The 14513-nt window shown below is 63.1% G+C and carries 16 protein-coding genes and 1 pseudogene; 16 read left to right on the top strand and 1 reads right to left on the bottom strand.

The features are described from left to right. On the bottom strand, positions 1–374 hold a 374-nt coding region (locus AC1RDS_RS20460), incomplete at its 3' end, for a DNA-binding protein (protein ID WP_492227304.1). A 413-nt stretch (positions 375–787) separates the two neighbouring features. On the opposite strand from AC1RDS_RS20460, the gene phnF reads away from it, so the two are divergent. The 16 genes and pseudogenes from phnF to AC1RDS_RS20380 all read left to right on the top strand — a co-directional run. Then, positions 788–1516: a phosphonate metabolism transcriptional regulator PhnF gene (gene phnF, locus AC1RDS_RS20455; protein ID WP_034396221.1), complete on the top strand. Its 729-nt coding sequence runs from the start codon at positions 788–790 to the stop codon at positions 1514–1516. A 77-nt stretch (positions 1517–1593) separates the two neighbouring features. Then, positions 1594–2508: a phosphate/phosphite/phosphonate ABC transporter substrate-binding protein gene (locus AC1RDS_RS20450; RefSeq protein ID WP_423200970.1), complete on the top strand. Its 915-nt coding sequence runs from the start codon at positions 1594–1596 to the stop codon at positions 2506–2508. A gap of 87 nt (positions 2509–2595) precedes the next feature. Beyond that, on the top strand, positions 2596–3393 hold the full coding sequence (gene phnC, locus AC1RDS_RS20445; protein WP_034396216.1) for a phosphonate ABC transporter ATP-binding protein: 798 nt from the start codon (positions 2596–2598) through the stop codon (positions 3391–3393). A gap of 11 nt (positions 3394–3404) precedes the next feature. Then, positions 3405–4436, top strand: coding sequence for a phosphonate ABC transporter, permease protein PhnE (gene phnE / locus AC1RDS_RS20440; protein WP_080747452.1), 1032 nt, complete (start codon positions 3405–3407; stop codon positions 4434–4436). 26 nt (positions 4437–4462) lie between these two features. Then, the gene (phnG, locus tag AC1RDS_RS20435; protein ID WP_003118414.1) at positions 4463–4942 is read left to right on the top strand and encodes a phosphonate C-P lyase system protein PhnG; all 480 of its coding nucleotides are present in this window, start codon (positions 4463–4465) and stop codon (positions 4940–4942) included. Beyond that, positions 4935–5519 (top strand): phosphonate C-P lyase system protein PhnH, encoded by a 585-nt coding sequence (gene phnH, locus AC1RDS_RS20430; protein ID WP_023121729.1) that lies wholly within the window; start codon positions 4935–4937, stop codon positions 5517–5519. The genes phnG and phnH overlap by 8 nt, the downstream gene beginning before the upstream one ends. Further along, positions 5519–6640 (top strand): carbon-phosphorus lyase complex subunit, encoded by a 1122-nt coding sequence (locus AC1RDS_RS20425; protein WP_003118412.1) that lies wholly within the window; start codon positions 5519–5521, stop codon positions 6638–6640. Before phnH ends, AC1RDS_RS20425 begins: the two co-directional genes overlap by 1 nt. After that, a complete protein-coding gene (locus AC1RDS_RS20420; RefSeq protein ID WP_003118411.1) occupies positions 6637–7542 on the top strand; it encodes an alpha-D-ribose 1-methylphosphonate 5-phosphate C-P-lyase PhnJ in 906 nt (301 codons plus the stop codon). The genes AC1RDS_RS20425 and AC1RDS_RS20420 overlap by 4 nt, the downstream gene beginning before the upstream one ends. Beyond that, positions 7539–8369 carry an ATP-binding cassette domain-containing protein gene (locus AC1RDS_RS20415; RefSeq protein WP_034396209.1) on the top strand — a complete coding sequence of 277 codons (831 nt, stop codon included), beginning with the start codon at positions 7539–7541 and terminating at the stop codon, positions 8367–8369. Before AC1RDS_RS20420 ends, AC1RDS_RS20415 begins: the two co-directional genes overlap by 4 nt. Positions 8370–8382: 13 nt before the next feature. Next, complete coding sequence (gene phnL / locus AC1RDS_RS20410) at positions 8383–9108, top strand: phosphonate C-P lyase system protein PhnL (RefSeq protein ID WP_003118408.1); 726 nt, start codon at positions 8383–8385, stop codon at positions 9106–9108. Continuing rightward, complete coding sequence (locus tag AC1RDS_RS20405) at positions 9105–10259, top strand: alpha-D-ribose 1-methylphosphonate 5-triphosphate diphosphatase (protein WP_003118407.1); 1155 nt, start codon at positions 9105–9107, stop codon at positions 10257–10259. The genes phnL and AC1RDS_RS20405 overlap by 4 nt, the downstream gene beginning before the upstream one ends. Before the next feature lie 13 nt (positions 10260–10272). Then, the gene (gene phnN, locus AC1RDS_RS20400; RefSeq protein ID WP_003118406.1) at positions 10273–10842 is read left to right on the top strand and encodes a phosphonate metabolism protein/1,5-bisphosphokinase (PRPP-forming) PhnN; all 570 of its coding nucleotides are present in this window, start codon (positions 10273–10275) and stop codon (positions 10840–10842) included. Further along, on the top strand, positions 10833–11600 hold the full coding sequence (gene phnP / locus AC1RDS_RS20395) for a phosphonate metabolism protein PhnP (RefSeq protein WP_003118405.1): 768 nt from the start codon (positions 10833–10835) through the stop codon (positions 11598–11600). Before phnN ends, phnP begins: the two co-directional genes overlap by 10 nt. Beyond that, positions 11597–12445: a DMT family transporter gene (locus tag AC1RDS_RS20390; RefSeq protein ID WP_492227303.1), complete on the top strand. Its 849-nt coding sequence runs from the start codon at positions 11597–11599 to the stop codon at positions 12443–12445. Before phnP ends, AC1RDS_RS20390 begins: the two co-directional genes overlap by 4 nt. A 79-nt stretch (positions 12446–12524) precedes the next feature. Next, complete coding sequence (locus AC1RDS_RS20385) at positions 12525–13859, top strand: site-specific integrase (protein WP_003118403.1); 1335 nt, start codon at positions 12525–12527, stop codon at positions 13857–13859. 56 nt (positions 13860–13915) lie between these two features. Then, positions 13916–14308, top strand: a pseudogene (locus AC1RDS_RS20380) (DUF4158 domain-containing protein); the annotation flags it as partial. Between the last annotated feature and the right edge of the window lie 205 nt (positions 14309–14513).

The raw sequence follows: 14513 nt of genomic DNA, 5'->3' as shown, positions 1-14513 counted from the left end.
AACGCCCGCTGGGTTTGTTCCAGTTGCTGGCGGGCGGACTGGGCCTCGGTATTTAGGGCCGCGGCGGCGTGCTGATACTGCGCCAGCTGCTCCGCGTGCCTGGCCTGCGCCGAAATGACCCGCTCTTCGGCTTCCTCGTTCACCCGGGTGGCCAACCGCCCCACCAGATCCTGGATCGCCTCGCTGACAGCCACGCGGGTGCCGGTGGCTCCGCCTTCCTCTTCCTCGATCTCCTTCAGATAGCGGTGGATCGTGGTTTTGGAGCCGCTGCCCAGCTCTTCGCGCACCGCATCGATGGACGGATTCCGCCCGGTGGCCCGCAATTTATCGCGGGCGCGCAGCACTTCTGATTTGTAGATCCCGGCTCTGGCCATGGCTCACCTCTCTATTTCGTACCATAGTATGTATTATGATATTACATACTATTTATGAAGTCAAGAAATTGGGTTTTCTGCCATTTCTAACATTCGGTAATGGTGAATTATTCAATGTGATGCTGGTTTTCGCCCGTTTCCGCGATGGCGTGGGTACGGATGGCTGTGGATTCGAGTCGATGTGCAATACCTGCAATGCTTTGGTGAGATTCCCTCATCCAGGCCGCAACTTCACCTGAATCCGTGTGCTCGGCTCGACCGCAGCTTCATGTTCGAGCTACAACATTAATGATGTTGTAGCGCTACGTCCTGGCATCTCGAAAAACCCCGGATAGTCGTAACGCCAGGGTGTCATGAAACGGACATGGGCACCTCGTAAGCTCACGCTCATCCGCTTATCTAGATAACTAAACATGAGCCTCTACGTTGTCAATCGTGATTCTGGTCTGGCCCTGTACGCACAGATCGCTCAACAACTGGAGCTGGTCGTACACAACCAATACGCATCCGGGGAATGCTTGCCGTCGGAGGGGGATCTGGCAGTGCAATTTGGTGTCAACCGCCATACCTTGCGCCGCGCAATAGACGAGCTGGTCGAGGCAGGCCTACTGGAACGCCGTCACGGCCTGGGCATCTTTGTGCTCGACACACAACTGGACTACCAGATTGGCAAAGGCACGCGTTTCACCGAAAACCTGGCCGCACTTGGGTTCATGACCGAGAACCGCATCCTTCGCAAGCAGACCATTGGCGCCCTGCCTAGGGTGGCACAACGCCTGACCATTCAGGAAGGGGATGCAGTGCACTGGATTGAGACGTTACGCATGGTGGAGCAACGCCCCATGTGCTTGATATCGCACTTCGTGCCCGCCGAAAAATTCCCAGACCTCTTCGAGCGTTTCGAAAGCGGATCGCTGCATGCGCTGCTGGGTGCCACATATGGCTGCAAGTTACGCCGAACAGAAAGCCTAGTGACAGCGGTGCTCCCGCAAGGGGACGACGCCAAGACGCTGGGGATGCCGCAGAACCGACCGGTGCTGCGGGTCAAGAGTGTGAACGTGGACGACCGGGATGGTACCCCGGTCGAATACGCCATTGCCCGGTTCCGTGCAGACCGGATCCAACTGCGCATCAACCCCTGACGGTCTCGCAAACCTATCTCTTTGTCTTCCCACTCACAGGAGCCTTTGTAATGTATCTGAAACAATCCATCCGCCGTATGCTGTTGGCCACCGGCCTGGCTCTGATGGCCAGTCCGTTTGCTGCCGTGGCCGCACAAAACGACGGCACGGCCGCCAAGCCGCTGCGCGTAATTTTGGTGCCCGCCGACGGCGGCACCGAAGACGGCACCAAGAAGGACTTCCAGCCCATTTTCTCGGCCATCGAACAATCGACGGGCCTGAAGTTCGACATCAAGGTCGGTCAGAGCTACGGTTCGGTGGTGGAGGCCATGTGCAGCGGCGCGGCAGACATTGCCTGGTACGGCCCGCTGTCTTACCTTCAAGCCAAGAGCCGAGGCTGTTCCGAATTGCTGGCGCTGGCTGTCAGCAAGGGCCAGTCGGTGTACTACTCAGGTCTGTTCGCACGCACCGACAGTGGTATCAACAGCGTCGCCGACCTCAAAGGCAAAAAAGTGGCCTTGGGCGACGTGAATTCCACCTCCAGCTTTGCCGTGCCAGTGGCCATGATGATGGCCGGTGGCGTACTGCCTGCGCGTGATCTGGGCACCATCAACATGGCCGGCAGCCATGCCAATGTGCTGAAGGCCTTGGCCGAGGGGCTGGTCGATGCCGGTGGTGCGTCGTTCGACTCCTTCGAAAAAGCCGTCAACGGCAAAGCGATCGACCCCTCCAAGGTCAAAGTGATCATCAAGAGTGCGGCCATTCCCTATCCGCCGCTGGCCATCCACCCCAAGGTAGATGGTGCCGTCAAGGCCAAGCTGCGCGAGGCGTTCAACAACGTCGACAAACTGCCCGGCATCACCAAAGACCAGATCCGCGGCTACGGTGGTGGCAAGGTGGACGGCTACACCGCCAATGTCAGTGAAGAAGACATGGCCAATGCCGGCAAGCTGTTTGAGATGGTCACCGACCCAGTCAAGCAGGACATCATGAAAAAGGCCAGCGCGCGCTAAGCAGCGCCGCGCTACTCAAGCACCCCGTGCACGACAGTCAGGCCCAGGTCACTGGGTCGGGCTGCTGCATGAAAGAAAGGAAGCGACATGATCCGCTTTGAATCTCTCCAAAAAATCTGGCCCGATGGCACCCGGGCGATCAGCGAGGTGTCGCTGGAGATCCCGCAGGGCCAGTTCTGCGTGATCCTCGGCCCTTCGGGTGCGGGCAAATCCACGCTGTTGCGCGCGGTCAACGGACTCATGCGGCCGACCTCGGGCCGGGTGCTGATCGACGGCATCGAATTCAACACTGCCACGCAGCGCGCGTTGCGCCAGCGCGTGGCCATGATCCACCAGCACTTCAACCTGACCAACCGCATGAGCGTTGCGGCCAATGTGCTGTCCGGCCTGTTGCCCACGGTCTCCACCTTGCGTGCCCTGTCCGGCTGGTTCAAGCCTGAGCAGCGCCAGAAAGCCTGCCAGTTGCTCAACCGCGTCGGCTTGTCACCCACACACCTCCAGCGCCGTGCGGGCGACTTGTCGGGCGGTCAGCAGCAGCGGGTGGGCATTGCCCGCGCTTTCATGATGGACCCCGAAGTGGTGCTGGCCGACGAACCGGTGGCTAGCCTGGACCCCAAGATCTCGCGTGACATCCTGAGCCTGATTCGCGACGCTGCGCGCGAGCGCAACGCAACCGTGTTGTGCAGCCTGCACCAGGTCGATCTGGCCCGTGAGTTTGGCGACCGCATCGTGGGCATGCGCGACGGACGTGTCGTTTTCGACGGCACGCCAGCGGAATTCACCGACGAGCGCGTGCATGCGCTTTACCAGGGTGCCCGCTGGGAAGATGCACCAGCGGCCGAGAGCGACGCGCAGCACTCGGTGGCCGGTCTGGCTGTGGCATGAGGGGCGAAGCGATGACCACATCCACACGCCCCATACCCGTGCCGCCCCAGGGCACCGCACTGCACTGGCACCTGAGCGCGCCCTACAACGCCAAACATCTGCTGGTGCTGATCGCCGTCATGGTGCTGTTGTTCGTGACCGGACAACGCACCGAAATGGACCGCATGGTGGCCATGACGGCACAGGCCGTGGCCAAGACCGTGGGCCTGGCTGACGATTCACAAGTCGCGCGCGGCTTGTCGCGCGTCGGTCAAGCCATGTGGCCACCCGCCATCGCAGAAACCGAAGAGGTGGGCCGGATTCAGGACCTGGATCGCCAGAAGCTGCCCCTGTTCTCGCACATCGAGACCCAGGAGCGCGTCGAGCAGAAGATGAATCTGGACACGCTGAAGATGGAAGCCACGACGGAAACCGTCGAAGTGCTGGTCAAGCCGGTCGGCTATGTCTGGACGGTTTTCATCAAGATGATCGAGACCCTGGAGATTGCGCTGTGGGGCACGATCCTGTCGGTGCTGGTGTCGATTCCCCTGGCGTATTTCGCGGCCCGCAACTACAGCCCCAACCGTTTTACCTACACCGCTGCCCGCGGCACCATCAGTCTGCTGCGTTCAGCGCCGGAACTCATCGTCGCTTTGTTCCTGGTGCTGGCCTACGGCTTTGGCCCCATCGCTGGCGTGCTGGCGCTGGGCCTGCATGCGGCCGGCTTCCTGGGCAAGTTCTACGCCGAGGACATCGAGAACGCCGACAAGAAGCCGCAAGAGGCGCTGGAGGCCATCGGCGCGGGCAAGCTCAAGACGCTGTGGTACGGCGTCATCCCCCAGGTCTTGCCGCAATACATCGCCTACACCGCCTACATCCTGGACCGCAACCTGCGCATGGCCACCGTCATCGGTCTGGTGGGCGCGGGCGGCATCGGCCAGGAACTCAAGGGCCGTTTTGACATGTTCCAGTACGGCCATGTCATGACCATCCTGATCGCGATCTTCGTCTTTGTGTTCGTGCTGGACCAGTTGCAGGCGCGCATCCGCGCCAAGCTGATCTGAGGCGACCGCTGACAACAAGGAACAACATGACAAACACTTCTGAAGCACCGGATCGTGCGCAGTGGCTGCGGCTGTGGTCGGCCTTGCCGGCCGCAGCGGTCAAGGCCCTGGCGGCCGATCTGGCGGGCCAGCACCGGGTCGAAGACCTGGCGTTGCCGCAATCCGGTCTGGGCCTGCTGCCGCTGACCGACAGCGCCCTGGGCGATACCTATTTCATCGGTGAGATTCCCTTGGCACAAGCGCATGTGCGGGTCACGACCACCCAAGGGCAGTCGATCGAAGGCGCGGCCATTCTGGTGGACGACCGTGCCGGTGTGGCCCGTTCCATGGCCATCCTGGACGCGGTGCTGGCGGCCCGCATGCCAGGTTGTGAAGCGGCCCTGCGGTTGCTCACCCAGGGTGCGACCGCCGTGGCGGAACAAGGCCGCCAGCGCCGCGCCTTACTCGCGGCCACGCGGGTGGACTTTGCCCTGCTGGGAACGAACGAGGAGGACGATGATGAATGAGACTGGGATGGCGGCGGCACCGGCAGAAGCCGCGTGGCGCATCTGGCAAGCGCCGCGCCAGCAAACGGCGTTTCGCCAGTTGATGACCGCGTTTTCCTATCCGGGCCGCGTGGTGCCACTGGCCGATGGCGCTGAATCGGCGCTCCTGCTGGTGTTGACCACCCTGGTGGACAGCGCCTGTGCGCTGGCCGATCCGCTGCACGCGCTATCAAGCGACGATCTGCGCCGACTGGGCGTGCGCTCGGCCAGTGTGGAGGCGGCCGAGTTCGTGCTGGCCGATGGCAACCGTTTGCTGGAGGCCACGCCGCGCCTGGGATCGCTGGAAAACCCCGAACAAGGCGCGACCGTGGTGATGCGCGTCTCCCGTTTCGGTGAGGGTCCCCATCTGCGGCTCACCGGGCCGGGTATTCAACACGAGCAGGTGCTGCAGGTCAGCGGCATCGATCCGGGCTGGTGGAAGCAACGGTCCGAATGGAATGCCCACTTCCCGCTGGGCGTGGACCTGATTCTGGTGAGCGGGCACGAGGTCGCGGTATTGCCCCGAACCACCCACATCAACCTCAAAGGAGCCCACTGATGGGATACGTTGCCATCAAGGGCGGTGGCCGGGCCATCGCCGGTGCCGAAGCCGCCGTCGAAGCCCTGCGCTGCGCCGAAGGGCCAGCGGGTACGCCGCTCACGCTGTCGGCCATCGAACAGCAGTTGCGGTTGCTGACATCGCGCGTCGTGTCGGAAGGGGGCCTCTACCACCCACGCCTGGCCGCTCTGGCCATCAAACAGATGCAGGGCGACACACTGGAAGCGGCGTTCGCTCTGCGCGCCTACCGCTCCACCAAGCCACGCCTGATGGATGTGCCGGTGCAGGACACGAGCCGCATGCGCCTAATCCGCCGGATTTCGAGCGCTTTCAAGGACATCCCCGGCGGACAGATGCTGGGCCCGACCACCGACTACGCGCTGCGCCTGATGCGTCTGGATTTGGCCAACGAGTCGCCCGAGGACTTTCGCGCGGTCTCGCGGCGGTTTCTGGACAGCGTGGCCGACACCGACCTGCCCGACAGCTTCCCCAAGGTGGTCGATGCCTTGCGTGACGAAGGCTTGCTGCCGCCGCTGACCCGGCGCGCCCATGCGGCGTTCGACATCACCCGCGACCCGCTGGTTTTCCCAGTGCCGCGTTCGGCGGCCCTGGCCACCATGGCACGCGCCGAAACCGGCTCGCTCTTGGCGATTGCGTATTCCAACATGCGTGGCTATGGCGACGTGCACCCCACCATCGCCGAGCTGCGCGTGGGCTATGTGCCGGTGATGCTGCCGCACCCGGTGACAGGCGAGCCCATCGAAGCCGGTGAGGTACTGATGACCGAATGCGAAGTGGTGGCCATGTTTGAGGGTGATGCTACCGACGGCCCACCCACTTTCACCCTAGGCTATGGCGCCTGTTTCGGTCACAACGAAGTCAAGGCCATCGCCATGGCCATCCTCGACCGCGCCCTGCAAAAGGGTATGCGCGACGGTCCCAGCAACCCGTCGGAAGACCCGGAATTCGTGCTGCTGCACGTCGATGGCGTGGATTCGATGGGCTTTGCCAGTCACTACAAGATGCCGCACTACGTGACCTTCCAGTCCGACATGGACCGGCTGCGCACCACGCAGGACAAGGCAACCGCACAACCGACCCAAGAAGGAGCGCCATCATGAACCCGGGCTACGAACTGCCCCTGGACGAGGCGGGCTACAGCTTCGGCTTCCTGGACGAATACGCCAAGCGCGAGGTGCGCCGCACCATCCTCAAGGCGATCAGCATCCCCGGTTACCAGACGCCCTATGCCTCACGCGAAATGCCTATGGGGCGCGGCTTTGGCACCGGCGGTCTGCAGGTTACGCTGTCGCTGATTGGCGAGGGCGACACCCTGAAGGTGATCGACCAGGGCGCGGACGACTCCGTCAACGCGGTGAACCTGCGTCACTTTGTGGAACTGACCTGCCCGGGCGTGGACACCACAGAACACACGCTTGATGCCACTCTGATCCAGTCGCGCCACCGCATTCCGGAAACGCCGCTGACCGAAGCGCAGGTGTTGATCCTGCAAGTGCCGTATCCGGACCCACTGGTGGTGGTGGAACCCTCCGAGGCTCGACGCAAGGTCATGCACGGCGAAGGCGACTATTCGCGGCTGCTGACCAAGCTGTACGAGGACATCGTGCAGTTTGACGAGATCACCATCTCGCACCGCTACCCCACGCGCATCAACGGCCACTATGTGATCGACCCCAGCCCGATCCCGCGCTACGACGTGCCGCAGTTGCACCAGAGCCCGGCGCTGATCCTGCTGGGTGCGGGGCGCGAGAAAAAAATCTATGCGGTGCCGCCGTACACCCGCGCCGACCCGCTGGCGTTCGACGACGTGCCATTCCGCACCGAAGACTTCACCAACGAACACGGCCAGCGCCGCGCCTGCGAACGGTGCGGCGCCACCGACAGCTTCCTCGACGAGCTCATTGCCGACGATGGCGGCAAGCACTGGCATTGCTCGGACTCGGATTTTTGCAATAGCCGTATGGCCCGCCAGGCTGAACAAGCTCAGGAGACCACGGTATGAAAAAAATTCTGGAAGTACGCGGACTGACCAAGATCCACGGCCGGGGTTGCGAACTCTGCCTGGAGAGCACTGGCCCCGACATGGACACCAACATCTGCCCACACTGTGGCTCGGTGGTGGCCTGCCACAACATCAGCCTGGACCTGCACGAGGGCGAGATCCTCGGCATCATGGGCGAGTCCGGCAGCGGCAAGTCCACCGTGGTCAAGACGCTGTTCTTCGACGATGCGCCCACCGCTGGTGAAGCCCTGTTTTTTGACGGCGAGCGCCAGTGGGACATGTTCGCGCTCAACGCCGCGCAGCAGCGCTGGCTGCGCAACCACCGCTTTGGCATGGTGTACCAGAACCCGCATCTGGGACTCAATTTCAACGTCTCGGCCGGCGGAAACATTGCCGAGCGCCTGCTGATGAGCGACCTGGCCCACTACGGCGAAATCCGCGAACGGGCGCGCAGCTTGTTGGCGCGCACTGAGGTGTTGGCAGAACGCATGGACGAGTCGCCCAAGAAGTTCTCGGGCGGCATGCAGCAGCGCGTGCAGATCGCCAAGGCACTGGCCACCCAGCCGCCGCTGCTCTACCTCGACGAGGTCACCACCGGCCTGGACCTTTCGGTGCAGGCGCGCATCCTGGACCTGATTCTGGAAATCCAGCAGGAGCTGGGCACCGCCATGATCGTGGTCACCCACGATCTGGGTGTCATCCGCCTGCTGACCGGACGCACGATCGTCATGAAATACGGCCGCGTCATCGAGTCCGGGCTGACCGACCAGATCCTCGAAGACCCCCAGCACGCCTACACCCAGCGCCTGGTCGCGTCGGCTCTCTGAGGAAACCTGAATCATGCAAGAAGCCATCCTCAAAATCGAAGGTCTCTCCAAACAGTTCCAGCTGCACGACCAGAACAAACTGATCCCGTCGTGTGCACAGGTTCAACTGGAGGTGTTTGCCGGCGAGCTGACCGCGCTGATCGGCCCGACCGGCGCCGGCAAATCGTCGGTGCTCAAGGCCATTTACCGCACCTACCTGCCCAGCAGTGGGCGCATCCTTTACCGGGACGCCAACGGTGCCATCACCGATCTGGCCCAGGCCAGCGAACACCGCATGCTGGAGCTGCGCAAGCAGGACCTGGGTTTCGTCACCCAATTTCTGCACTGTCTACCGCGCAAGTCGGCGGTCGAGGTAGTGGCCGAGCCGCTGGTGCAGCGGGGCAGCCCGCGCGAAGCTGCTGCCGAGCGCGCGCGCGAACTGCTGGCCCTGCTCAACGTGCCGGAACGCTTGTGGGCGGTACCACCCGCCACCTTCTCGGGCGGCGAGAAACAGCGCGTCAACCTGGCACGCGGGCTGATCGCCCGGCCTCGGCTGCTGTTGCTTGACGAACCCACGGCCAGCCTAGACCCGTCCACCACCGACCGCGTGGTGGAGCTGTTGAAGTCCATCAAGGCCGAAGGCGTGGCCATGCTGGCCATCTTCCACGACCCCGAACTTGTCCGACGCCTGGCCGATCGCGTCGTAACCCTCACGCCCCCGGTGTCTGCGGCGGCATTGCTGGAGACCTGTGCCTCATGAATCCCATTTTGCTGACCCATGCCCGCGTGGTGTTCCCCACCGAAGTCCGTGACAACGTGGCCATCCTGATCGAAGGCGACACCATCACAGCCATCGACCCGGCCAGCAGCGCAGGTGCCACCGAGATCGACCTGCGCGGTCGCACCCTGATGCCAGGTCTGATCGACCTGCACTGCGACGCAATGGAGAAAGAGGTGGAGCCGCGGCCCGGCGTGCACTTCCCGCTGGAGTTCGCCTGTGCCCAGGCCGACAAGCGCAATGCGGCGGCCGGCATCACGACGGTGTTTCATGCCCTGTCCTTTGCCAACCACGAGCTGGGCGTGCGCAACAACGCCTTCGCCGCCGAGATCGCCCGTTCGATTGGCGACTGGCAGGCCCATGCCCTGATCGACAACCGGGTGCATGTGCGTTACGAGGTGACGGACGAAACGGCGCCGCCGGTGCTGTCGGCGCTGCTGCAGGACGGTCATGCGCACCTCATGTCTTTCATGGATCACAGCCCCGGTCAGGGTCAGTTCCGCGATGTCGAGGCGTACCGCGCCTACCTGGCCAAGACCTACAAGACCGATGAGGCGCAGATCGACGACATCCTGGCGCGCAAAGCCGGGGCCGCACAGGGCGCCATGCGGCGCATGGAGCAGCTTGCGGAACTGGCCCGTGCGTGCGGCGTGTCCATTGCCAGCCACGACGACGACAGCCCGCAGAAAGTGGCGACCGTCAAGGCCCTGGGCGCTGTGGTGTCGGAGTTTCCGGTGAACCTGGAGACGGCACAGGCCGCCCGTGCACAAGGCCTGGCCACCTTGTTTGGCGCTCCCAACATCCTGCGCGGCAAGTCCCAGTCGGGCAACATGCGCGCCCTCGATGCCGTGCTGGCCGGTGTCGCCGACTGCCTGTGCGGTGACTACTCGCCAGCGGCGCTGTTGCCGTCGGTCATGCGCTTGCCCGATCTGGCCGGCATCCCCCTGGCCGAGGCTGTGGCCCTCGTCACGTGCAACCCAGCTCGTGCTGCAGGTTTGCACGACCGGGGCGAGATCGCCGTGGGCAAGCGCGCAGACCTGATTGCGGTCAAAACCATGGGCGGACTGCCACAGGCCGAGCGGGTCTGGTCGGGCGGTAAAGCTTCGCTGGTCGCGCATTTTGACCACGCCTGAGAGGGACTGGCACATGCGAACTCGCCTCATCTACGTGGTCGGCGCCTCGGGCAGCGGCAAGGACACGCTCATGGGCCATGCCCGCCAGAAGCTGGCGGGTGATCCCAGGGTGTGTTTTGCCCATCGCTACATCACCCGACCCGCAACGGCAGGCGGCGAAAACCATGTGGCCTTGACCACGGAGGAATTCACCGCTCGCCAGAACGGCAAGCTCTTTGCCATGCACTGGTCCAGCCACGGCCTGCATTACGGAATCGGCATCGAGATCAACCAGTGGCTGGGCAAAGGCATCACGGTGGTGATCAACGGCTCGCGGGAATACCTGGACGAGGCCCGCCAACGTTACCCGGAGCTGCTGCCGGTGACGATTGACGTGGCCACCACCGTGCTGCGTGATCGGCTGCTGGCCCGTGGCCGCGAGGATGCCGAATCCATTGAGCAGCGCCTGCACCGCCATGAAACGTTGCGCCTGCAGCCCGTGCCCGGTGTGCTCATCCAGAACAACGGACCCGTCGAGGTGGCCGGCGAAGCGCTGATCCGGTTGATCGCAGAACACACCCAAGGAGCGCCAGTATGCGTGTGAGTTTTCTGGGCACGGGCGCTGCGGGCGGGGTTCCGCTCTACGGTTGCACCTGCCGGGCCTGTGAACGCGCAAGGACCGAGCCACACTTCGTCCGCCGCCCTTGCAGCGCCCTGATTGAATCCGGAGGTACCCGGGTGCTACTGGATGCCGGGCTGATGGACCTTCACGAACGGTTTGCGCCGGGTAGCCTGGACGCGATTGTTCTCACGCACTACCACCCCGACCACGTGCAGGGACTCTTTCATCTGCGCTGGGGTAAGGGGACGCCCATCACAGTCTATGGCCCACCAGACAGCGAAGGCTGCGCCGATTTGTTCAAGCACCCTGGTGTACTGGCCTTCGAGACGGTGCACAAGTTCGAGGCCTTCACCGTCGGGGCGCTGCGCCTGACGCCCCTGCCGCTGCTTCACTCCAAACCCACGCTGGGCTATGCCATCGAGGGCACCCAGGGCCAACGCTTCGCCTACCTCACAGACACCCTGGGTTTGCCGCCGAAGTCGGCCAAGTTCCTGCGCGCCTGGGGCGACTTTGACATGGCCATCGACTGTTCCTATCCGCCGCACCCGACCCCGAAAAACCACAACGATTGGGACGAAGCACATCGGTGTGCCATCGAATCTGGTGCCCGCATCACCTGGCTCACCCATGCCGGTCATGCGCTGGACGACTGGATGATGGAAGAGACGCCGAGCGTCGCAAGTCATATCCGGCTGGCCCGGGACGGCAGCACGGCCGACATACCGTCCCAAACGCAATGAACGCGCCGCTGGCACTGGCCCTGTCGGTGGCCATGCACGTCACCTGGAACCTGATGGCACGGCATTTGCCCAGGGAATCGAACCCGCTGTGGTGGGTGTTGCTCGCCCATCTGGTGCTGTTTGCGCCCTGGGGGTTCTGGGAGCTGGCGACAACCGTCGTTTGGTCACTGGAGATGACGCTGCTACTGATCGTATCGGCCACTGCGAATGTGGTTTATTTCTCCGGTCTGGCCAGGGCCTACGAGCACGCACCGGTCGCACTGGTCTATCCTCTGGTGCGCAGTTCACCTCTTTTCATTGCGATCTGGGGCACGCTGTTCTTCGGTCAAAATCTCCCGCCCATTGCCTGGCTGGGCATTGGCATCAGCGTGCTGGGCTTGCTCGTCATGGCATCGAGTGCTCAACAGGGGTCGGATCGACGAGCATTCCGATGGGCCATGCTGGCCATGTTGGCGACAAGCGTTTATTCCCTGAGTGACAAGGCGGCCACCGAACACATCCCAAGCTTCATGGGGCTCGTGGGTTTTCTGTCCGTCGGCTACCTGGCATCCTGGATCAGCATGACCTTGCGCATGCATCGGCACACCCGCAGTTGGGTGCCGGCACAGCGCATTGATCTCGCGTCGCTGGCTCTTGGCGGAACCTGTATCGGTCTCGCCTACGCCTTGGTTATCCACGCCATGCGCCAGTTGCCTGCGGCGGAGGCCGTGTCGTACACCAACGCCGGTATCGTGCTCGCTGCAGTTCTCTCCATTTTTTTGTTCAATGACAAAGTCGGATGGCAAAAGAGAATCATGGGGGTCGTGATCATCACGAGTGGTTTGGGGGTGCTTGCCATGAGGTGAGCGACACAATACCAACCATCGCACACCAGCATTCCAACCCGGCTCGCGACCTGCCGGTGAAGTAAAAGCGACTTCCGATATGTCCCAAATTTCCCGATACGTCGAGGCCGCCGAGCGTGACAACACGCGTCGAAGCTATGCCGCAGCCATTCGCCATTTCGAGGTGGAGTGGAAAGGCTTGCTGCCAACGACCGCTGATGCAACCTCCCGTTACCTGGCTGACCACGCGGCCACGCTGGCGATCAGCACCCTCCGTCAGCGGCTCGCCGCGCTCTCGCGCTGGCACATCGACCATGGTTTTGCAGACCCGACCAAGGCACCCTTGGTGCGCCAGGTTCTCAAAGGCATTCGCTCCATTCACTCGGTTGCAGAAAAGCGGGCACGCCCCCTTGAAATCGATGTCGTCCAGCAGATCGATCAATGGCTGGGGGTGGCCATCGGCAACGCAGAACGCAGCGATGACCGATTGGCGCTGCTTCGCCACACCCGCAACCGCAGTTTGCTGCTGCTGGGTTTCTGGCGGGGATTTCGATCGGACGAGTTGGTCAACCTGCGGGTGGAGAACGTGGAAGTCTCGCCTGGCGAAGGGCTGTCGTGCTACCTGAGCCGCAGCAAGGGCGATCGGCAGATGCTGGGCCGCGTATACAAATGTCCGGCGCTGTCCCGCCTGTGTCCTGTGACGGCTTTCACGGCATGGGTCAGTCTGGTCGGCCTGACCCAAGGCCCGGTGTTTCGCAAGATCGACCGCTGGGGGCGAATCGGTCAAGAAGGGCTGCATGCCAACAGCCTGATCCCATTGTTGCGCAGCCTTTTGGCTGAGGCCGGGGTCGCCGCTTCCGAGGCATACAGCAGCCACTCCCTGCGTCGCGGATTTGCCGGTTGGGCTCGCGCCAGCGGTTGGGACATCAAGGAACTCATGGAGTACGTGGGCTGGAAGGATGTCAAATCGGCCATGCGTTATCTGGATGCCTCCGGCAGCGCACTTCAGGCCCGGTTTGAGGCGGGTCTCGCAACACTGGCCCCAGCAGATCGAGCGGATCGGTCACCACCGCCTTCGATGCACGCGCCGGCCGAGCAAACCAAGGAACAGGCCCAGAGGCCCCGTCTGCCTGAGCTCGCAACACCATCGGCAATCCTGCGCGTCACAGTGTTGCTGGCCCGGTTCAGCCCACAATCGCGCGGGCTGACGAGAGGCCGGCGGCTGATCGAGCAGACCTGCTTCGAGCGCTACGCCATGCAGCGCTTGAATACCGAGGGCACACAGTACGAACTGACAGTGCCCTACGAATCCAGGGATTCACTGGAAGAGGCGATTGCCGCTTTGCTCGATGACATGTACCGCATCGCCGAGGACAACCAGTGCCTGCTGGAGGCTGCGTTTCACGAGCCGGCCACCGACTCGTATTGGGACTGAAGGGCTGGGATGATGACGGCGGATGGCACGACGCACCAGCGGGGGAGGCCTCACGAATGACTACGCTTCATGAGACGGCCTATCCCCATCTGAAGCCCGACCCCACTGAGAGGGAGCTGGCAGAACTCTTCACACCCACCGAGGCGGAACGGGCGCTGGTGGCGGGAGTCGGCAAACGGCCTTTACCTCGCGTGGCCGCCCTCATTCACCTGAAGGTTTTCCAGCGCCTGGGGTATTTTCTGACACTGTCCGATGTGCCGCAGGTGATCAGGGAACACGTTGCACAGCACGCGGGTGTTCCGCGGGCGCCAGCGCTGGCGGACCTCAAGCGCTTTGAGGCCTCGGGCTCGCGCATGGTGGTCTTCACAGCATTGCGTCGCTATCTGAACGTCAAACCACTCAACCCGGCGGGGTACGCCTGGCTGGGCGTTGTGGCGGACACCGCGGCCGAGACGAAACACGCCGTGGCCGACATCATCAACGTGATGCTGGAGGAGTTGGTTCACCATGGACATGATTGGCAAGATACGGCGGATGCACCGCCGGGACAAGAAGACGAAGCGGGAGATATCGAGGGCCACGGGCCTGTCGCGCAACACGGTGGCCAAGTGGCTGGACGAGGCGCAGCCGGTCGAGCCCAAGTACCGCCGGGAG

This window comes from Acidovorax sp. GW823-FHT02H02, from assembly GCF_058797075.1.
Note: the sequence above shows the minus strand (reverse complement) of the source record. Positions and strands in the feature narration are given on the sequence as shown.